Origin of the sequence: Streptomyces sp. NPDC058751 (assembly GCF_042746485.1) — a bacterium.
GTDB lineage: Bacteria > Actinomycetota > Actinomycetes > Streptomycetales > Streptomycetaceae > Streptomyces.
The window spans coordinates 199,888-219,220 of record NZ_JBHYPZ010000005.1 but is presented as its reverse complement, the minus strand read 5'-3'; the positions used below and the strand labels follow the sequence as shown (position 1 = coordinate 219,220).

Below are 19,333 nucleotides of genomic sequence, written 5' to 3'. Positions count from 1 at the left end.
AACACAGCCCGAGAGGAGCAGGGAACTGATGAGTGACACAGGCGAACTCGGAGAGTGGGAGTTCATCGGCCGCAGGGGCGGGGAGCCGGCCCGGCTGGTGCCCGGCACGGTGATCGCCGCGGTTCCCGGGGCGCGGAGCCTGGCCGAGGAGGCGGGCCGCGAGGTCGGCTTCGACTTCCTGGACGACGAGGCGGTGCTCCGGATGCTGCGGCTTCGGCACCAGGACGAACAGGAGATGTTCGGCGCCGGCTTCAGGACCGGGGTCCCGCTCGCGCTCATCGGCTTCGGGGTGGCCGTGTACTGGGGTGGCGTGGCCCAGTACTGGGAGTCGGACAGGGCGCGGCTCGGCTATCTCGCCGGAGCCGCGGTCGTCGTACTGGTCCTGCTGGGTCTGTGGATCCGGGCCGCGGTGGTTCACTGGGGCGACCCGGTCCGGCAGAACCTCCGGGCCCGGGCCCAGAGGTACCGCGCGGTGGCACACGCCGCCCGTAAAGGGGGAGCGGACGTCCCCGCGCACTATCCGCACTACGGTCCGTACCCTTTCGCCGCCACGTACCGTCCGGGCGCGGACGAAGCGGGCCTCCCCGATGGAGAAGAACAGTCATGACCGCGATATCGGCCGAGGGCCGGCTCCGGGGTCCGGCGGGCGAGAACGGCATCGACGTCCGCTGGATCATGCCCGACGGCTTCTTCGAGATCCCCCTGGACGCGGAGGACCTGGACGAGACCGCGGACCAACTGATGGAACTCGCCCGCGGTGTGATGCCGGAGGCCGACTTCGACGTGCAGCTCCAGTGGGCCGTCATGTGCGCGGCTCACTACGACTCCTTCGTGGAAGCCGGAGTCCAGTACGCGGGATTCGTCCTCACCGAGGTGGAGGGCACACGGTGCACGGCCACGGTGACGGTGAGCATGATCGACCTCGACGACCGGGCGGGATCGAACCCGGTCGGATTCATGGGGACCTCGATGCGGCACCTCGGCATCGGCCAGGTCAGCGAGATAGAGCTGCCGTGTGGTCCCGCCGTCTGCTGCGTCGGGGAGCGGAAGGGGAGCCTGGACGGCAGTCTCACGGGGTCGGGCCAGGACGAGACGGTCCGGACGTCCTTCATCCAGGTCCAGGTTCCGCTGGCCAACGGGACCGCCGTGGTCATGGAGATGGGCACCCCGACGCCCGAAGGGTGGGACGTGTTCTCGTCCATGTTCGCCGGAGTCGTGAAGAGCGTGCGCCTGTTCGACGCGGAGGGCGAGCCCGTCGTGATGCCGGGATGACGACCGGACCCGACGTGTCGGCGCGTCCCAAGGACTACCGGCTGCTCGTTCCGCGCGAGTGGTTCAGGATCGACCTGGTCCAGGACCGGTGGCGCAAGCAGCTCAAGACGTTCGTGGACCTTCAGGCAGAGGGCAGGAACTGCCCGGCGGAGGTCAAGCAGGAGGCGTGGGCCGGCCTTCGCAACACCGCCGAGTCCGCCGTCGCGAACGGTGCGCTGGAGTTCTTCCTGCGGCCGGAGCTGCACGACGGCAGCATCATGCCCGTCTCGCTCGTCGTGTCGCTGGTCCCCAGGCCGGGCGCTCCGACGCCCGGGGACCTCCTGGCCCTGTTCGAGGAGAGGGAGCGCCGGAGCGGACGCGGTGCCGAGGTGTCGATCGTCGCCCTTCCGGCCGGTGAGGCGGTCCGGATCCGCTCCCGGACCACCCTGGACCTGTACGTCCACATGCCCGGGACGGCGGGCTACCTGGCACTCGGCTTCGTCGTACCCGTCACCGGCGTCACCGGCCCCATGGAACGCCTGTGCACCTCGATGGCGGAGTCGCTGCGCTGGATCATGTGATCCATAGGGGCCGCGTAGTTCCTTCGCCGACCCCGTAGGCCAGCCCGTCGCCGAGTTCGTTCCGAGCCGTGCCGACGCTCATCCGGTAGGACAGGAACCATGACCGACCAACGAGCCCTCAAGCACGGACAATTCGTCGGCGACGACGGTGGCGCGCACGCCATGGTGCCCTCCTCCGTCATCGCGGCGGTTCCCGCTGCCAGGGAGGCGGCCGAGAGGTACGGCCGTGAAGTGCGCTTCGACTTCCTCGACGACGAGGCCGTCCACGGAATGCTGTTCCACCGCTGGGAGGACAACAGGAAGTGGCGTGGACGAGGGTGCCTGGCGGCCGTACCGCTGGCTTTCTTCGGATTCGGTGCCTGGCCGTTCTGGGATCTCGTGGCATCCCAGAAGCCACGCCCTTTTCAGATCGCCTTCGTCGTCGTGGACACACTGATCGTCGTCGGTCTGATCCTCGGGCTGTATCTGTGGCGACGCCCCAGCCTCATGGATCCGTCGCTGCGCAACGTGCGCATCAGGGCACGCAGGTACCGCGAGATCGTGGGCATCGCCCGCCGGGGTGGAGCTGATGTCCCGGCCGCGTATCCCTACTACGGGATGTACGCGACGTCCCGGAAGTTCTTCCCCGACGCCCCTGAGCGTCCTGTACCGCAGAGGGAACAGGCTCCATGACCCACGATCGGACGATCCCGGGGCCGTAGCGGTGACGCTCTCCTCCTCCCCGAGCACGGTCACGCCGCACGGTCCGCCCGTTGCGACTGGCAACGTCAGCGCCCTGCGACGCCATCGGGCGGCGGCGTGCCCCCATCGGCCGGCAAAGGCCCTTGGCACACACTCCTGAGACAACCGACTGTGCTCGTGCAAGTACCTTAAGTAAGCTACTTGCCCGATGCGGACGGTTACACCATCCGCATCGGGAGCCACGGGGGTTGGTCCTGCGGCGAGTTGGAGCATGGAGGACGCCACATGGCCGGCGGCAAAGACTCGGACATCACGGACGGTTGCGCGACCGCCAAGGGCTAGAGGCTGGGAGCCCGCTTGGCGCACAGCGGGTCCGGCGCAGCGGAGGGTTCCGGCGCGTGCCACACCGGTCGGTTCTCGCGGGTATCGGCGGATTCACGGCAACTCGGCAGCAAGGTGCAACGGGGACGTCATGGGTGACGGAAGCGATCACACTCGGCTTGATCTCGATGTGATCAGGGAAATGGGAACGGGCCTCAGCAACGTCAAGAAAGCTTTCGACGGTCTCGGAAAGCTGAGCGAAAAATACGAGGATGACTTCGGCGACGGTGATCTCGCGGACAAGTTCGTCGACTTCGCGGAAAACTGGGAGATCAGTCGCGAGAAGCTGACCGGAGAGATCGACGCTCTGGCGCAGATCGCCAAAGCGGCCGCGAAGGCGTACGAAGACATCGATCACCAACTGGCCGAAGCCGTCCGAGGCGCCCGGGATCCCAAGAAGAAGGGGAAGTGACGATGGCGGGACGGCCGCACGACTGGCATCCGGTAGCCGACAGCGATCCCGTTCCGGGCGATCCGGACCGTGTGGCCGCTCTCGGAAGGCAGTTGCGCAAGACCGCCGAGGAACTCGCCCGGCAGATCCGCAACCTCAAGGCGGTTGTCGATGTCGACGCCTGGGACAACAAGTCCGGCAAGGAGTTCCGGAAGAAGGCCAAGGGCAACGTCAAGAAGCTCGAAGCCGCCTTCAAGCGATACGACGCGGCGGCCACCGCCATCGGCCCCGAAGTCGTGGAGGTCGGGGGAGGGTATCAGGACAGGCTTCACGCCGCGCCCCGCAATTATGCCTCCGATCTGAACCGCGCCCAGGAGATCGCCGACGCGGCCCTGAAGGAAGCCCGGGACGCCGACGAACGCAAAGGGGCCGCCCAGAGGAATCTGGACGGCCTGTCGGGCAAGGGAAAGAAGAAGGAAGGCGCCGACAAGGACCGCAAGGACCTCGAGGACAAGCGTGACGCCGCCGGTGACGAGATCGATGCGGCGCGCGAGAAGATCAATGCGGCGAGAAGGATCCGGGACGATGCGGCCAGACGGGCCCGCGACTCCATCGACGCCGTCATCAGCCACGATTCCCTGAAGGACGGCTTCTGGGACACGATGGTGAAGACGGTCGCGGACGCCGTGTCCCTCGTTGCCACGTGGTGCGGCGTCCTCTCGCTCGTCGTCGGCTGGATTCCGGTGATCGGTCAGGCCTTGGCCGGAGTGCTGGGAGCCGTTGCGATGGTTGCCACGCTCATCAATTTCGCTGCGACGTTCGTGCAGGTTCTCCAGGGCAACGCCGAGTGGATGGACCTGGGCCTGGCCGCGCTCGGCTTTGTCATGATGGGGGTCGGCAAGGGCTTCTCGAAAATCGCCGGCAAGTTCGCGAAAGGTGCTCTCGGCAGGCTGGGAAGGGCGGGATCGGCCAGGACGGTCCGCCAGGTGAGCCGCGCGAACAAGAACCTCAACAGGATCTCCGAAAAGTCCTTCAAGCTGGGGAAGGGTGACGTGTGGAAGTCGCTCAAGGAACCTTTCACCGAACCGTTCTCCAAGAGCATCTGGAGCGAAAACCTCAAGGCACTCAAGCCTGGCGGCGGAAACTATGGAAAAGCCGTGAACGAAATCCGGGTGCGCGGAGGTGGAAATCCCTTCAAGGGGCTCGGGAAGTCGTTCTCCATCGCGGACCCCGGCATCGCCTCCGATCTCAAGTCCATTAAATCGGGGACATCGGCGCTGGGTGGACAGTTCGACACCAATGCTCTCAACAAGATTTCCAGGACAGCCACACGGATGTCCGTTGTCGGCGGTGGGATTACGCTGGGCGGCCTGAGCCTGGACGACAACGTCAACCCGCTCCTGGGCTGATCCCCTGACCGCGCCCCGGCGCGAAAGGAAAGAACATGACCACTCCGGACGAGGGCGCTCCCCTGGTGGAGGACTTCGAGTGCCGATTCGAGTTCCAGCCCGGATGGATCGATCTCACGCTTCGCGAGGGGACCAAAGCCGAGGCCAAAGCGATGGCCACCCAAGTCGTGAACAGTTTGAACCCGCTCGCGTTGGAGATCGAGAAGAGCGCCGTCTTCGACGACATGGTCGGTCGGGCTGTGGATCTGAACGAAGACGTCCCCACGCTCGCGGCGGCCTACTACACCGAGAGCGGCGAAGCTCTGGCCAACCTCGTGGTCGACTCGTACGGCGACGAGGGCGTGGAGCGCCCCACACGGGAGGAGGTTCAGCCCGTCCTTCTGAAGTGGGTGAACGGCGAGGTCACGGGTGATCCACAGGTCACCTACCTCGACCTGCCCGCCGGGCCTGCCGTGCGGGTGCAGGCGATGCTTCAGGTGAAGCGCAGGTTGGGCTTCGGCCGAAAGTTGACCGAGTTCATCAAGTACGCGGTCTTCCCGCCCGGGATGAAGAGCCTGATCGTCATCACCGTGACCTGGGAGGCGATCGCCCGTACGGAGGAGATCACCGAGCTCGTCGACGAGGCTGTGCAGACACTGCGGCTCACCCCCCTCGCCACGGGCGACGGCGTGTCGATCGCCGACGGGGTCACCGAATGAAGCACGCAGCGGAGTTCACTTCCCCGCCGCAGGACTACAACCTCGTGGTGCCGGACGAGTGGTTCCAACTGCAGCTCGATCCCGACGATCGTGACCGCGGCATCATCGCCCTCGCCGAGCGCACGTTTCGAGGAGTGGACAACGCGCCGCATCTTCGGGACCAGTTCATGCGGGACCTGCAGCGCAAGGCCAAGGACGCCTACAAGGTCGGCGGCATCGAGCTCTATCTGTCCACGCTGACGATCGGGCCGGTACCGCTGGCGTCCTCTCTGCTGATCAGCCTTCCGGCCCCGGGCGAGTGGCCGAAGTGCGAGGACGCCGACGAACTGGCGGAGCATCTGGCGGGCGGTGACGTGGGGGAGGAGGCCGAACTCGGTGTCGTGGACTTGGCGATGGCGGGAAGGGCCGTACGCCACCGTCATCGCGAAGCCCCTGATCCTGCGGCGCAGATGGGTAACACCCTTCCGACCACGAACGTGACCTACTACATCCGGATTCCCGCGACGAAGAGCTGGTTGCTCCTCAACTTCTCCACGCCTGTCGGTCCCCTGGCTGATCAAATGGTGGAACTGTTCGACACGGTTTCCGGAACACTGCACTGGGCGTGACAGGCTTGAAGCAGGTCTGCGCCGACTGCGATCGTGCGGTCTATCGATTGACGGACTGGATCTCCTGCACGGTGATGTCCTGGGTGGTCCCGAAGGTCCCGTCCGGCAGGTCGCCGCCGGCGCCTCCCGTGCCGGTCCAGGTGACCTTCCAGGTGATGGTGGCCCGGAGTTCGTAGGTTCCGTCACCCGATGAGCGCAGGTACTTGATGCCGCAGGGCGGGGTCCGGCCGGCCTTGCCCTTGGCGTAGGGCTCGCCGATCGAGTGGTCGTCGTTCAGCAGGCATTCCCCGGAGGCCGGGTAGGTCTCGGCGTCGCCGGTGCCCGGTTCCAGTCTGAGCGAGACGGGTGTCGCGGTGGTGGTCGCCGAGATGTCGAGCCCGGCGACGTCGAGCGAGGCGGTGACGGACACGTCCTTGAACGTCGCCTTGTCGAGCCAGGCCCAGGTGGGCAGGTTGACCTTGGTGACGTCGCGGGGGGCGAGGGCGACTTCGGTGTCGGGCACCTTGATACGGCTGTAGGCGAGTTGGGCCAGGATCTCCGGTGTCACCGCGTTCTTCACGGCCGGAGTCTCGCCGTTCTCCACCCAGAAGGTGGCGGTGTCGCACGCGAAGGCGGCGGGGTCGCCGGATTCCTCGCGACCCGGGTCGCGGACCGCGTCCCACCACATGCCCTTGCCCGTCTCGGACTTGTTGAAGTCCTTGTAGGGCTGCCCGTTCTTGTAGTGCTCCTCGGCCAGGTTGTGCGCCTCTCCCACGCCACTGGAGTGCGGGATTTCCCACTCCTCCTGGAACTCCTTGGCGAATTCGGCCGGCGTCCACTTGGGCTCGTACCAGCAGGCGGGAGGAGTCCAGTCGCCGACGGGAGTGAATCCACCGGAACGCTTGCCGCTGGAACCACCGGTGGATCCGCTGTAGACGATCCGTGATTCGAGGGTCTTGCCGCCGTCCTTCTGGTTGCTCCCCTCGACGTCGAACTGGGATCCACCGGGCCCCTTGGCGAAGGCGGTGGTGGGAACGGACAGCGCGCAGGTGATCGCGAGCGCTCCGGCCGTGACGAAGGTGCGGCGCCTGGTCACCGTACGCACGTCTTGCTCCCCCGTACGGAGGTGCCGTCCGAGGTCTGCCACACGCCCCGAGCGGTCTTCTCCAGGCGCGTGTTGTACAGGACGTAGGCGTCGTTTCCGGCGGATGTCCTGTCGACCTTCCCGGTCTTCCGGTCCTTGTTGTACGCCTTGGTCTCATCGGCGCAGTACGAGACACCGGCGGACTTGCTGTCGAAGATCTCGACCTTGGGGCTGTAGTAGCGCGTGGTTCCCGTGTACGTGATGCCCGCGTCGAGCCACTTCTGGACCCACTTGGCGGAGGACGTCAGCGCCTTGCTCTTGTAGTAGAAGGCCAGCCCAGGGGTGTCGGGCGTGCCCTTGATGATGGCGTAGTTCGTGGCCGTCTGTGCGCGCCCCGCGTCCGCCAGGATCGTGTCCTTCGTAGCGTCCCCCGTCTTCCACCCCTCGAACTCGTCCTTCACGTCCCCCGGAAGAGTGATGTCCGGCCGCTCCGTGTCGGCCGGAGCGCTCGTGGTGGGGGAGGCCGGTGCGGTGGTGGTCGTGTCCGCGCCAGGGATCTTGTCGTTCGCCTTCGGGCTGTCGTCACCGCCGCCGCAGGCCGTCAGCAGCAGGGCTGTCGTCGCGGCGAACGCGGTAGCAACGGGCAAAGAGCGGCGCTTCACAGTGTCTCCCCGTGGGATATGGGTCGGGCGAAGTCGGTCGAGGTCAATGACGGTATCCGTGCGGCTTCCGGTTTCGCCAGGCGGAAACCTGCCGCTGGGGGTGGTTGTAAAGGGGCGTTCCGGGGTGAAGTGCCCTGCTGTCGTGGGGTGATGGCGTTCCGGGGTGGGTCGGGCCGTGCGGGAGCGTGGTGTGTTTCCCATCTCGTCCGGGCTTTGCGTTCGGCACCTTCATGTGACTCGGGGCGGAGTTCACCGCCTTGGCCTGTGAGGTGATCCGTCCCGGTGTCACCTCGTAGGCTGGCCCGAGCCGGACGGGTCGAACAGGCGGGTCCGGTTCGTACGGGCGGATGGACGACGAACCCGGGGGACACCGTGGACCGCTACATCGAGACACTCACCGTCGAGCGCGGCGGATTCCGGATCAAGGTGCCGGAGTCGTGGTGGGAGTTCGACGTGCGACCGGAGTCGCGGGACGACTCGATCCGGCGGATGGTGCGCGAACGGATCGAGGGGAAGCCGGAGTTGGCGCGGCACCGTGACACCTACACCGGCTTCCTCCGCAAGGCCGCCGCCGACGCCTGGAAGTCCGGCGCCCTGTACTGCGGCTGCATGGCGGAGTCCTTCGGCGGGGACACCCCGATCACCGGCTCGGTCACCGTCTCGATCGTCGGAGGCCGTGACCGGAACGGTGAGCCGCTTCCCACCGACCCGCAGGCCGTCGTGGCCCAACTCGCGGTGCGGGAGGCGAAGAAGGAGGGGGACGCCTGGCGGAAGGTGACCACCGTCGAGATACCCGGCGTCGGTCCCGCCGCGCGGACGTACGGCATCGAGGACATCGCCGTCCCCGACGACAGCCTCGGGCGCACGGTCCGCGCCGTGCTCATGCAGACGTTCATCCCGGTGCCCGGCCAGGAGGGCAAGGTCGCCCTGGTCGCGGGCAGCAGCCAGGTCCTCGATCTCGCCGATTCCTTCTTCGACATCTTCGACGCCGTCACCTCCACGTTCCGCTTCGCGGACCGGTAGGCCCGGGGCGGCTTCCCTTTCTCGCCTCGCGTCAGTCCAGTAAATTCGCTCACGCGTACGGGTGTTGGCGGGTCGGGCGTGACGGGGGTTGCGGCATGGCGGGGAACCGGCCGGGTGACTGGCATGTGCTGGATCTGGACCGGGATCCGACTCCGGGTGATCCGGACCGGGTGCGGAAGCTGTCGAAGGATCTGCACGATTTCGCCGACGACGTGTCGGACGCGTTGCGGCTGATCAAGGGGATGGCGGGCGAGGACGCGGTCCTGGCGTGGGCGGGGAAGTCGGCGGAGGCGTTCCAGGCCGAGTTCTCGGATGTGCCGAAGCAGCTGAAGAAGCTGAAGAAGTCCTACGAGATGGCGGGGGACGCGCTCGCGGACTACTGGCCGAGGCTGGAGCGGGCGCAGGCGCTGGCGGACAAGGCGCTGGCGCGGGGGCGGGAGGCGCAGGCCGATCTGACGTCCGCCAAGTCCCGTCTGTCGTCGGCCGATTCGTGGGTGACCCGGGCCAACAAGGAAGCGGACAAGTACAAGGACGACCCGACCGGCAGCAAGGACACCGAGAAGCCGGACGAGGCGAAGGTCCGCGCCGCCACGAGGGACGCCCAGCACGCCAAGTCCGCGCAGACCAGCGCCCGGTCGGACGTGACGGACGCGAACAGCGCGCTGGACGCGGCGAAGAAGATGGCCGCGGACGCGCGGAGGATGCGGGAGGAGGCGGCGCGGGACGCGAAGTCGAAGATCGACGAGGCGTCGGACGCCGGTATCCGCAACCGGAAGTGGTGGGAGGAGGTCGGGGACTGGTTCACCGACAACTGGGACACCATCGTCACGGTGTGCAAGGTCGTCGTGGCCGTGCTCGGGATCATCGCGATGATCATCGGAGGGCCGATCCTCGGCGCGATCGTGCTGATCGCGGCCCTGGTCGTCCTCGCCGACACGCTCAACAAGTACGCGAAGGGCCAAGCCTCCCTATGGGACGTGGCCTTCGCGGCGCTGGACTGCATCCCGGGCATGAAGGGGCTCACCACCCTCGGCGGACTCGCCAAGGGACTCAAGGGGCTGAAGGGCCTCGGCAAGACCGGGCTCAAGGGCATGGCCATGAGCCTGCGGGGACTCGGCCCGCGGATGAAGAACCTCGGGCGTCAGATGAAGAAGCTCGTCACTCGTGGTGATCCGATCGACATGGCCACCGGGCAGATGGTCATGTCGGCGACCGACGTGAGCTTGGACGGCATGCTGCCGCTGCTCTTCGAGCGCCACCATCGCACCGGTGTCCACAGCGGTCGTCTCCTGGGACCCGGCTGGACCTCGACGCTCGACCAGAGGCTGCTGCTGGACGCGACCGGGGTGAGACTCGTCGTGGACGACGGAATGGTGCTGACGTATCCCGTGCCCGAGCCCGACGTCCCGGTCATGCCGGTGGAAGGGCCGTACTGGCCGCTCGGCCGGGAGGGCGGAGAACTCGTCGTGCGGCGCCCCGAAACGGGCCAGACGCTGCGCTTCCGGCCCCTGCCGGGCCTGCCGCCCTCGGAACTGGGCCTCGTCCTCCTCGCCGACCGCAACGGCAACACCGTCTCGGTCTCGTACGGGGCCGACGGCACCCCCACGGAGCTCGTCCACCACGGTGGCTACCGTATCGGTGTGACCTGCGAGGACGGCCGTATCGTCGAGCTCGCGCTGAACAGCCGTCCCGAGCGGCCCACGCTGGTCCGATACGCCTACGACCGGCGGGGAGACCTCACCGGGGTTCGTAACTCCTCCGGTCTCTCCCTGGAGTTCCGCTACGACGACCGGCGTCGCATGACGAGCTGGGAGGACCGCAACGGCTTCGTGTACCGCTTCGCGTACGACGAGGCGGGCCGATGCGTCGCCGGGCGCGGGGACGACGGCATCCTGGACTACCGCTTCAGCTATGACGAGGCGGCTCGCCGCACCACCGTCGTCGACTCCCTCGGTCACACCACCGTCTACCAGTTCGACGATGCCTACCGGCTGACGGCCGAGACGGATCCGCTGGGGCGCACCACCGTCCAGGAGTGGAACCACAGGGATCAGCTGGTTTCCCGTACGGATCCGCTGGGCCGCACCCTGCGGCTCGAGTGGGACGGGGAGGGCAACCTGATCGCCGTACGCCTGCCCGACGGTTCCGTCTCGACCGCCGTGTTCAACGAGCTGAATCTCCCGGTCGAGCTGACGGGATACGACGGGGCCGTCACGCGGCAGGACTGGGACGAGCGGGGCAACTGCGTCTCCGTGACGGACCCGTCGGGCGCCCTCACCGTCTTCACCCACGACGAGACCGGCGCCCTGACCTCGTTGACCGATCCGCTCGGCGCGGTGCGAAGGTTCGTCAACAACCCGGCGGGACAGCCCGTTTCGGCGACGGATCCGCTCGGAGCGCGGACACGCGTCGCCTACGACGCGTTCGGCCGACCCGTCACGCTCATCGACCCGCTGGGCGCGACCACCTCCCTCACCTGGACCGTCGAGGGGCACCAGGCGTCCCGCACCGACCCCGACGGCGGCACGGAGTCGTGGACGTACGACGGTGAGGGCAACTGCCTCACGAACACCGATGTCCTCGGCCGGGTGACCTGTTTCACCTACGGCGGATTCGACCTGCTCAAGTCCCGCACCACTCCCGAGGGCGTCCGTCACACGTTCACGTACGACACCGAACTGCGGCTCACCCGGGTCACCGATCCCCGCGGACTGACCTGGGACTACGTCCACGACGCCGCGGGCAACCTCACCTCGGAGACCGACTTCGACGGCCGGACCCTGCGCTACGCCCACGACCCCGCGGGCCAATTGCTGAGCATCACGAATCCGTTGGGCCAGGAGACGGCGTACGCCTACGACCTCGTCGGCAACCGGACCGAGAAGACGGTCGACGGCCGGGCCACGGTCTTCGCGCACGACGCGAACGGACGTCTCCTCCGGGCCACCGGCCCCGACAGCACCCTCGTCCTCGCCTACGACCCGGCCGGCCGCGTCACCGTCCAGGAGGCCGACGGGCGGACACTGACCACGGCGTACGACGCGCTCGGCCGTCCTGTCGGACGGACCACACCCGCCGGCGCCACCGCCTCCTACGCCTATGACGCCGTCGGCAACCGCACCCTGCTCAGAACCGCCGGACGCGGTGTCGCCTCGGCGTACGACCCGCTCGGCCGTGAGATCACCCGCAGGCTCGGTGACCGGGGGCTCACCCTCACCCAGACCTGGGACACGGACGACCGCCTCACCGGCCGCACCCTGGATGTCGGGGGCCGGCGGCTGAAGCACGATTCCTACACCTACCGTGCCGACGGCAGCGTCACCGCGCTGGAGGACTCGGTCCGCGGACGGCGCAGCCTCGATGTCGACGGGGCCGGCCGGGTGACCGGCGTGCGGGCGGTGGACTGGACGGAGTCCTACGCCTACGACGTGGTCGGCAACCAGACACGGGCCGTGTGGCCGGACGGGCTGCCGGTCCCCGATGCGCGGGGCGACCGCGCCTACGACGGCAACCGTGTCAGCCGAGCCGGTTCCGTCCACTACGAGTACGACACGGCGGGCCGGGTCGTCCTGCGCCGCAGGACGCGTCTGTCCCGCAAGCCCTCCGTCTGGCGCTACACCTGGGACGCCGAGGACTGCCTCACCTCGGTGGTCACCCCGGACGGAACGGTCTGGCGATACCTCTACGACCCGATGGGCCGGCGGACGGCCAAACAGCGCCTCGGACCCGACGGGTCGACGGTCGTGGAGGAAACCCTCTTCACCTGGGACGGCCCCCACCTGGTGGAGCAGACGACCCGGACCGCCGGCGGTGTGGAGGAGGTCACCCTCACCTGGGACCGGGACGGCATCCGGCCGCTCGCCCAGACGGAACGCCGCACCGCGCCCGACGATCCGCGGCGGAGTGTCGACGAACGCTTCCACGCCATCGTCACCGACCTGGTCGGGACTCCTACGGAGCTCGTCTCGGAGGACGGTGTCGTCGACTGGCGGGCCACCACCACGTTGTGGGGCCTCACCACATGGAGTGAGGACGCCAGTACGACCACACCGCTCCGTTTTCCCGGACAGTACGACGACCCCGAGACCGGACTCCACTACAACTATTTCCGGTACTACGACCCGGCGACGGGGGCGTATCTCAGCCCGGATCCACTGGGCATGGACGCGGGGCCGAACCCGCGCGCCTACGTCGTCGACCCGCTCCTGTGGACCGACTACCTGGGACTGCTGACCTGCCGGCAGAACGCCAGGCGGCTGCGCAGGAACATGCGGCGCGAGGGGCGCCCGGTGAGCCGAGGACAGGCCGCCGCCCACATAGTTCCCTCCGGAGGCACCGCCGGCCACTGGGTCCCGGGAGCCAGGAGCCGTGACTTGCTGCAAAGGTACGGTGTCGACGTGAACGACGCGGCGAACGGCATACCGCTCGGACACCCCAGCCCGCACAACTTCACCCACCGCGAGCCGTTCCTGCAACGCGTCAACCAGCGACTGGACCAACTGGTGCAGGACAGGACGGCCCGCGGATTCGGCGTCCGGGCCATCCGCACGGAGCTCCGGCGGGAGCTGCGCGCCATCGGACGCGAGGTCGAGGGAGAGCTCTCGACCGGAGTACCCTCACCGACCGCAGTCTGGACGGGACCGTAAATGACCGACAGCACCTCACACTCCCTCGCCGTCTACCGCCTGCTTCCGCGCATGGGTGAGTTCCGGACACTGCTCCTCGGCACTTCCCTCAGGAAGCTCATCCGCTGGCAGATCACCGGGTCCGCGACGGATCTGCCGACTTCGTTCAGCGGCTCGTGGGACGGCAACCCCGGCTGGCGCAAGGGCGAGTTCCCGAGCGGCTATCCGGGCGCTCCGGTCCTGAGCCGACGCGTCGCGGACCTGCTCGCCGCGGACCTGTCGGCATCGGGATCCTTCGTGCCGGTCGCCATCGAAGCAGCCGATCCGGCTTTCCCTTCCGGTGCCGACGGCTCGGACGACTACGTCCTCCACCTCGTGGACCAGGTCGTCGACTGCCTGGACACACGCCGGTCGTCCAAGCCGAAGAAGACGACGGGAGAGATCACCAAGGCCGTTTTCCGCCCGGAGGCCCTGCCCGTCGAACTCGCCGCGTTCCGGGTCCCCGAGTACCGCGGCGGTGTCTACTGGAACGGCTGGGCCGTGGACCGCCTGGCCGGACTCGTCGGCGACGACCTGGAGGCCCGCCTCGTCTGGTCGCAGGACCCGTCCGCCAGGCCCCACCCGGACCCCTGGGGCTTCTGAGCCCGGTCCTCCCCGCCTTCTTCGTGAGCACCTCGTGCAGGCCCCGTGCACGGTCCGTGACGAACTGCCCCGACCCCGGCGGTGATTCGCTGGCGCACAGGCGACGGAGTCGCGGCCGGCCGGGACCAACGCGGAACCGGAAGGCCGTCGTTGCGCGTCGATAACGTCGAGTCGGTTGCGCTTCAGGGGCCTTGGCGCTCCTTGAGGGGCTTATGTGCGGCTGATACGGTGCCATGGCTCGGAACTCGCCCCGGCGCCGGATGTCCGACCAGGTCGCACGGTCCGTCCCGTTGAAGGGCTCGGGGGCGAAGTGTCCTGGTTGGCACATGAATTGACAGACATTTTCTTGGGTGTACGGGGAGCGGTCGCGTGAGGATCCAAGAGCGTACGGGGGCGGGCGGCAACCGCTCCGCCGCGTCGGCCCAGCCGGCGATGGGCGAGCGCCTTCCCACCCCGCCTCGCGAGCGCAAACCCGCGCTGGCCGCGCTCGCGGTGCTCCTCATCCTCGTCGGCGCGCTCGGCGCCACCATGCTGGTGCTGCGCGCCGGCGACCGTGTCGAGGTCGTGAAGGTGACGAGCGACATCCAGGCCGGCGATTCCGTGGGCGATCACGTGGTCTCCGTACTGGTGGCGGAGGACGCCTCCATCCACTACGTCGAGTGGAAGGACCTCCCCCTGCTCAGGAAGCTCAAGGCCAAGTCCCCCATCTACAAGGGGACCGTGGTCGTCGGCGAGATGTTCGCCGAGGGCTCCGCCCTTCCCGCGGGAAAGGCGTCCGTGGGCGTCTCCCTCAAGGAGGGCCAGTACCCCGCGGGCATCAAGCCCGGTGACACGGTGGCCGTCTACCGGGTCGGCGACACCGGATCCGGCGGCAGCCGCTCCTCGGGTTCGTCCGGCTCCCCGAACTCGGGCTCGTCGGGCACGGACGGCACCCCCATCGTCGAGCAGGCGAAGGTCGACTCCGTCCGCGCCGACACCGACAGCACGATCAGCAGCACCAACCTGCCGGTCACCCTGATCGTGGACAAGGCCCAGGCGGCGGCCGTCACCATCGCCGCCTCGGCGGGCCAGGTCGCCCTCGTCATCGTTCCCGGCAACTAGAGGCGAGTGGGTAGACGGACATGGCGCTCATCGCCCTCGCCGCAGACAAGGGTTCCCCCGGAGTCACCACCGCAGCGGTGGCGCTCGCGGCGGTCTGGCCCCGCAGGGTCCTGCTCGCGGAGACCGACCCCGCAGGCGGCGACCTCGTGTACCGCAGCGCGGCGGCCCACGGCGGCCCGCTGAACCCGAACACCGGCATGCTGTCGATCGCGGCGACCGCCCGGCGCGGCCTCGTCCCCGACCAGCTCTGGGACCACGTACAGCCGCTGAGCGGCGGACTCGACGTCCTCGTCGGCCTCGGGATCGCCGAGCAGGCCGCCGGTCTCGCCGGACTCTGGCCCACCCTGGGCCGGGCGTTCGCGCAGCTCGCCGACTCCCCGGACGCGCCCGCCGACGTCATCGCCGACTGCGGCCGGATCAGCGGGGACACCCCCGCGGCCGAACTCTTCCCGCACGCCGCCCTCGTGCTCCTGCTCTCCCGCACCGAGCCCGAGGCCATCGCTCGCGTCCGCGACCGGGCCGCCGCCCTGTCCGCCAAGCTGCACGGCGGTCCGCGCGGCGCGGGCGGACTCGCCACACCGTTCATCGGCGTCGTCCTCGTCGCCGACCCGGGTGACTCCGCCAAGCTGGTCAACCAGGTCAACGACATGCTCGTGGCGGCCCGGACCGGGGCCCTCGTCATGGGGACGATCGCCGACGACCCGGTGGGCGCCGCCCAGCTGGCCGGACGCCGGCGCGGGCGCCTCGACAAGTCGCTGCTCATCCGCTCGGCCCGCAAGGTGACCGCGGACCTGTACCAGCAGTACGGCGCCGCCTGGTCCGTACCCGCCGAAGGACCCCACGCCGGGCACGGACAGCCCGCCGCCGGAGCCGGCCGATGACCGCCGTCGACCACCAGCTCGTCAAACGGTTCCGGCAGGACGCCGGCGACCGCATCTCCGAGCAGCGCCGCGAGGACCAGGTCCGCGGCGTCACCCCGATGTCCGGCGAGGACGAACGGCACTACGCCCGCGCCGTCATCGCCCAGATACTCGAGGACCACGCCCGTACCGAGATCAACCTCGGGCGGACCCCGCTCGACGCGGAGACCGAGGAGCAGTACGCGGCCGCCGTCCACGCCGCGCTGTTCGGCGTGGGCCGTCTCCAGCCGCTCCTCGACGACCCGGAAGTCGAGAACATCGACATCAACGGGTGCGACGAGGTCTTCATCGGCTACGCCGACGGCCGGGAGACGAAGGGGGACCCCGTCGCCGAGACCGACGAGGAACTCGTCGAGCTGATCCAGGTCCTCGGCGCGTACTCGGGCCTGTCGTCCCGGCCCTTCGACTCGGCGAACCCGCAGCTCGACCTCAGGCTGCCGGACGGATCCCGGCTCTCCGCCGTCATGGACGTGACCCGCAGGCCCGCCCTGTCGATCCGCCGCGCGCGCCTGGGCAAGGTCTTCATGTCCGACCTCGTGGGCAACGGCACCCTGACCCCCGAGGTCGCGCACTTCCTCGCCTGCGCCGTCCGGGCCCGCAAGAACATCATGATCGCGGGCGCCACCAACGCCGGCAAGACGACCCTGCTGCGCGCGCTCGCCAACGAGATCCCGCCGCACGAACGGCTCATCACCGTCGAGCGCGCCCTGGAGCTCGGCCTCGACACCTTCGCCGAACTGCACCCGAACGTCGTGGCGTTCGAGGAGCGGCTGCCCAACTCCGAGGGCCAGGGCGCCATCACCATGGCCGAACTGGTGCGCCGCTCGCTGCGCATGAACCCCTCGCGGGTCATCGTCGGCGAGGTCCTCGGCGACGAGATCGTCACGATGCTCAACGCGATGTCGCAGGGCAACGACGGCTCGCTCTCCACGATCCACGCGAACAGCTCCAGCGAGGTCTTCAACCGCATCTCCACGTACGCGCTCCAGGCGACCGAGCGACTGCCCATCGAGGCCAGTCAGATGCTCATCGCGGGAGCGGTGAACTTCGTGGTCTTCATCCAGCGCCGCAACGACTACGAGTCCGGCGGCCGCCTCCAGCGCATGGTGACCTCCGTGCGCGAGGTCAACGGCGTCGACGGACGGGTGCTGTCCAGCGAGGTGTTCGCCGAGGCCCCGGACGGCCGGATCGTCCCGCACGCGCCCATCGCCTGCCTCGACGAACTCGTCGCGCAGGGCTACCGGCTGCCCGGCAGCGGGAACTGGTGACGCCGATGACCCAGGACATGCCGATGACCCAGGACATGCCGATGACCCAGGACATGCCGATGACCCAGGACATGACGCCGGCCACGGCCGCGGTGCCCGGCGGGACCCCGGGCACGACGACGCTCGCGGCGCTCGACCCGCTCGGCTCCATGGGCGGACTGTTCTCCCTGCCCGTCCTGTACGCCCTCGGGTGCGGGGTCACCGTCGGCGGCGGCCTCGCGCTGCTCGTCGTCGCCGTGCGCGGACTGCCCGTCCGACCCGAGCACGAGAGGCAGAAGGCGAGCGCGCGCGCGAACGAGCTGATCCGGTTCGCCGGACAGCGCGGCTCGATCGCCGCCATCGCCGGCCTCGTCGTCCTTCTCCTCACCCGCTGGGCCGTCGCCGGTCTCGCCGCGGGAATCCTCGTCTTCTTCTGGGACAAGCTCTTCGGCGGCGCCTCCGAGGAACGGGCCGCGATGCGCCGTGTGGAGGCGCTGGCGTCCTGGACCGAGTCGCTGCGCGACACCATCGCGGGCGCGGTCGGCCTGGAGCAGGCCATCCCGGCCTCGGCACGCGCCTCCGCCCCCGTACTGCGGCCGCACCTCGACGCGCTGGTGGACCGGCTGCGTTCCCGGACACCGCTGCCCGAGGCCCTGCAGCAACTGGCCGACGAGATCGACGACGCCTCCGCCGACATCATCGTGGCCGCGCTCATCCTCAACGCGCGCCTGCGCGGACCCGGCCTGCGCCAGGTGCTGGGCGCCCTGGCCAAGTCGGCGCGCGAGGAGGTCGACATGCGGCAGCGCGTGATGGCCCAGCGCGCCTCGACGCGGCGCTCCGTGCAGATCGTCGTCGCGGTGTCCATCGCCTTCGTCCTCGGACTGTCGATCTTCAACCGTGAGTTCGTCGAGCCGTACGGCACGGCGGTCGGCCAGCTCGTACTGGCCTGTGTCTGCGGCCTGTTCGGCCTCGGCTTCTGGTGGCTGCGCAAGCTGTCCACGATCGAGACGCCGGAGCGCTTCCTGGTGCGGGACGAGTCGTCCGTACGGTTCGTGCGGCCCCGTACACCGGTTTCCGGGGATGAGGCGGTACGCCGATGAACCTGACCATGCCGATCCTGATCGGCGCCGTCCTGGGCCTGGGCGTCTACGCCCTCGTCCGCGCGCTCATGCCGTCGAAGCGCAGCGCGGTCGCGCAGGTCGCCCGCATCGACGCGATGCGGGCCCGCGGGGCGGCGTACGAGTCCGCGCACCAGGGGCAGCGGGACAGCGGGCGCTTCGGCAGCCTGCGCGCCCAGGTCGGCTCGCGCGTCGCCGAGCTGTACCTCCAGCAGGGCTGGGAACAGCGCTCGCTGCGCGCGGACCTGGCGGTCCTGGACCGGAGCTGGGAGAGGTTCCTCGCGACGAAGGTGCTGCTGGCCGCGGCCGGTGTCTTCTTCGGCCCGTTCCTCTTCGCCGTGGTCTGGACGCTCAGTGTCAGCCGCAGCCCGATCGTCCCGGTCTGGCTCGCGCTGCTCTTCGCGGTCGTCTTCTTCTTCCTCCCCGACCTGGAGGTGCGCAGGGACGCCGTGGCCAAGCGGCGCGACCTGCGGCGCGTGATCGGCGCGTACCTGGACCTGGTGTCGATGAGCCTGGCCGGCGGCCGCGGTCTGCCCGAGGCGCTGATGGCCGCGGCCGAGATCTCCGACGGCTGGGCCACCCAGCGCATCCGCAACGCGCTCGCGGACGCCCGGATCACCGGCACCTCCCAGTGGCAGGCGCTCGGTTCGCTCGGTGAGGAGCTCGGCGTCGAGGAGCTGAAGGACCTGTCGGCCTCGCTGGCACTGGTCGCGGACGACGGCGCGAAGGTGCGGGAGTCGCTCGCCTCGCGCGCCGAGACGATGCGGCACCGCGAGCTCTCCGAGATCGAGGGCAGCGCGGGCGAGAAGTCGCAGTCGATGCTCGTCGCCCAACTGCTGCTGTGCGCGGGCTTCCTGGTCTTCCTGATCTTCCCGGCGGCGATGCGCGTGTTCCAGGTCTGATCGTCCGCGGTGCCCGCACGGCCGCCCGCC

18 protein-coding genes are annotated in these 19,333 nt (G+C 69.0%); 16 read left to right on the top strand and 2 right to left on the bottom strand.

The window, feature by feature from the left end; translation table 11 throughout:
- Positions 1 to 28 precede the first annotated feature (28 nt).
- From ACFW6B_RS07705 to ACFW6B_RS07670, 8 genes are all read left to right on the top strand, one after another.
- Positions 29 to 607: a hypothetical protein gene (locus ACFW6B_RS07705; protein WP_386593075.1), complete on the top strand. Its 579-nt coding sequence runs from the start codon at positions 29 to 31 to the stop codon at positions 605 to 607.
- Positions 604 to 1,272 carry a hypothetical protein gene (locus ACFW6B_RS07700; RefSeq protein WP_386593073.1) on the top strand — a complete coding sequence of 223 codons (669 nt, stop codon included), beginning with the start codon at positions 604 to 606 and terminating at the stop codon, positions 1,270 to 1,272. Before ACFW6B_RS07705 ends, ACFW6B_RS07700 begins: the two co-directional genes overlap by 4 nt.
- On the top strand, positions 1,269 to 1,832 hold the full coding sequence (locus ACFW6B_RS07695; protein ID WP_386593071.1) for a hypothetical protein: 564 nt from the start codon (positions 1,269 to 1,271) through the stop codon (positions 1,830 to 1,832). The genes ACFW6B_RS07700 and ACFW6B_RS07695 overlap by 4 nt, the downstream gene beginning before the upstream one ends.
- A 99-nt stretch (positions 1,833 to 1,931) precedes the next feature.
- Entirely contained in the window at positions 1,932 to 2,504 is a 573-nt protein-coding gene (locus ACFW6B_RS07690; RefSeq protein WP_386593070.1) for a hypothetical protein, read from the top strand.
- Between the two features lie 481 nt (positions 2,505 to 2,985).
- Positions 2,986 to 3,306 carry a hypothetical protein gene (locus ACFW6B_RS07685; RefSeq protein WP_386593068.1) on the top strand — a complete coding sequence of 107 codons (321 nt, stop codon included), beginning with the start codon at positions 2,986 to 2,988 and terminating at the stop codon, positions 3,304 to 3,306.
- Positions 3,303 to 4,694 carry a hypothetical protein gene (locus ACFW6B_RS07680; RefSeq protein WP_386593066.1) on the top strand — a complete coding sequence of 464 codons (1,392 nt, stop codon included), beginning with the start codon at positions 3,303 to 3,305 and terminating at the stop codon, positions 4,692 to 4,694. The genes ACFW6B_RS07685 and ACFW6B_RS07680 overlap by 4 nt, the downstream gene beginning before the upstream one ends.
- A 35-nt stretch (positions 4,695 to 4,729) precedes the next feature.
- Positions 4,730 to 5,392, top strand: a complete 663-nt coding sequence (locus tag ACFW6B_RS07675) for a hypothetical protein (RefSeq protein ID WP_386593064.1) — start codon at positions 4,730 to 4,732, stop codon at positions 5,390 to 5,392.
- Complete coding sequence (locus ACFW6B_RS07670; RefSeq protein ID WP_386593061.1) at positions 5,389 to 6,000, top strand: hypothetical protein; 612 nt, start codon at positions 5,389 to 5,391, stop codon at positions 5,998 to 6,000. The genes ACFW6B_RS07675 and ACFW6B_RS07670 overlap by 4 nt, the downstream gene beginning before the upstream one ends.
- Before the next feature lie 40 nt (positions 6,001 to 6,040).
- Here ACFW6B_RS07670 and ACFW6B_RS07665 read toward each other — a convergent pair whose 3' ends face one another.
- On the bottom strand, positions 6,041 to 7,084 hold the full coding sequence (locus ACFW6B_RS07665) for a hypothetical protein (protein WP_386593059.1): 1,044 nt from the start codon (positions 7,082 to 7,084) through the stop codon (positions 6,041 to 6,043).
- Complete coding sequence (locus ACFW6B_RS07660) at positions 7,072 to 7,710, bottom strand: hypothetical protein (protein ID WP_386593057.1); 639 nt, start codon at positions 7,708 to 7,710, stop codon at positions 7,072 to 7,074. Before ACFW6B_RS07660 ends, ACFW6B_RS07665 begins: the two co-directional genes overlap by 13 nt.
- A gap of 387 nt (positions 7,711 to 8,097) precedes the next feature.
- Between ACFW6B_RS07660 and ACFW6B_RS07655 the strand changes: the two genes are divergently transcribed.
- From ACFW6B_RS07655 to ACFW6B_RS07620, 8 genes are all read left to right on the top strand, one after another.
- Entirely contained in the window at positions 8,098 to 8,748 is a 651-nt protein-coding gene (locus tag ACFW6B_RS07655) for a hypothetical protein (protein WP_386593179.1), read from the top strand.
- Between the two features lie 95 nt (positions 8,749 to 8,843).
- Positions 8,844 to 13,394: a DUF6531 domain-containing protein gene (locus ACFW6B_RS07650; RefSeq protein ID WP_386593055.1), complete on the top strand. Its 4,551-nt coding sequence runs from the start codon at positions 8,844 to 8,846 to the stop codon at positions 13,392 to 13,394.
- Positions 13,395 to 14,015: a hypothetical protein gene (locus tag ACFW6B_RS07645; RefSeq protein ID WP_386593053.1), complete on the top strand. Its 621-nt coding sequence runs from the start codon at positions 13,395 to 13,397 to the stop codon at positions 14,013 to 14,015.
- A gap of 369 nt (positions 14,016 to 14,384) precedes the next feature.
- Entirely contained in the window at positions 14,385 to 15,116 is a 732-nt protein-coding gene (locus ACFW6B_RS07640; RefSeq protein ID WP_386593051.1) for a hypothetical protein, read from the top strand.
- Between the two features lie 20 nt (positions 15,117 to 15,136).
- Complete coding sequence (locus ACFW6B_RS07635; RefSeq protein WP_386593049.1) at positions 15,137 to 15,997, top strand: hypothetical protein; 861 nt, start codon at positions 15,137 to 15,139, stop codon at positions 15,995 to 15,997.
- Positions 15,994 to 17,304: a CpaF family protein gene (locus ACFW6B_RS07630; protein ID WP_386593047.1), complete on the top strand. Its 1,311-nt coding sequence runs from the start codon at positions 15,994 to 15,996 to the stop codon at positions 17,302 to 17,304. The genes ACFW6B_RS07635 and ACFW6B_RS07630 overlap by 4 nt, the downstream gene beginning before the upstream one ends.
- Before the next feature lie 149 nt (positions 17,305 to 17,453).
- Positions 17,454 to 18,383 (top strand): type II secretion system F family protein, encoded by a 930-nt coding sequence (locus ACFW6B_RS07625; RefSeq protein WP_386593176.1) that lies wholly within the window; start codon positions 17,454 to 17,456, stop codon positions 18,381 to 18,383.
- A complete protein-coding gene (locus tag ACFW6B_RS07620) occupies positions 18,380 to 19,303 on the top strand; it encodes a type II secretion system F family protein (RefSeq protein WP_386593046.1) in 924 nt (307 codons plus the stop codon). Before ACFW6B_RS07625 ends, ACFW6B_RS07620 begins: the two co-directional genes overlap by 4 nt.
- Positions 19,304 to 19,333 lie beyond the last annotated feature (30 nt).

Bases quoted from the DNA above. Each gene is read 5' to 3' on its own strand.
- ACFW6B_RS07705 (WP_386593075.1), top strand. From the start codon at position 29: ATGAGTGACACAGGCGAACTCGGAGAGTGGGAGTTCATCGGCCGCAGG.
- ACFW6B_RS07700 (WP_386593073.1), top strand. From the start codon at position 604: ATGACCGCGATATCGGCCGAGGGCCGGCTCCGGGGTCCGGCGGGCGAG.
- ACFW6B_RS07695 (WP_386593071.1), top strand. From the start codon at position 1,269: ATGACGACCGGACCCGACGTGTCGGCGCGTCCCAAGGACTACCGGCTG.
- ACFW6B_RS07690 (WP_386593070.1), top strand. From the start codon at position 1,932: ATGACCGACCAACGAGCCCTCAAGCACGGACAATTCGTCGGCGACGAC.
- ACFW6B_RS07685 (WP_386593068.1), top strand. From the start codon at position 2,986: ATGGGTGACGGAAGCGATCACACTCGGCTTGATCTCGATGTGATCAGG.
- ACFW6B_RS07675 (WP_386593064.1), top strand. From the start codon at position 4,730: ATGACCACTCCGGACGAGGGCGCTCCCCTGGTGGAGGACTTCGAGTGC.
- ACFW6B_RS07670 (WP_386593061.1), top strand. From the start codon at position 5,389: ATGAAGCACGCAGCGGAGTTCACTTCCCCGCCGCAGGACTACAACCTC.
- ACFW6B_RS07650 (WP_386593055.1), top strand. From the start codon at position 8,844: ATGGCGGGGAACCGGCCGGGTGACTGGCATGTGCTGGATCTGGACCGG.
- ACFW6B_RS07645 (WP_386593053.1), top strand. From the start codon at position 13,395: ATGACCGACAGCACCTCACACTCCCTCGCCGTCTACCGCCTGCTTCCG.
- ACFW6B_RS07635 (WP_386593049.1), top strand. From the start codon at position 15,137: ATGGCGCTCATCGCCCTCGCCGCAGACAAGGGTTCCCCCGGAGTCACC.
- ACFW6B_RS07630 (WP_386593047.1), top strand. From the start codon at position 15,994: ATGACCGCCGTCGACCACCAGCTCGTCAAACGGTTCCGGCAGGACGCC.
- ACFW6B_RS07625 (WP_386593176.1), top strand. From the start codon at position 17,454: ATGGGCGGACTGTTCTCCCTGCCCGTCCTGTACGCCCTCGGGTGCGGG.
- ACFW6B_RS07620 (WP_386593046.1), top strand. From the start codon at position 18,380: ATGAACCTGACCATGCCGATCCTGATCGGCGCCGTCCTGGGCCTGGGC.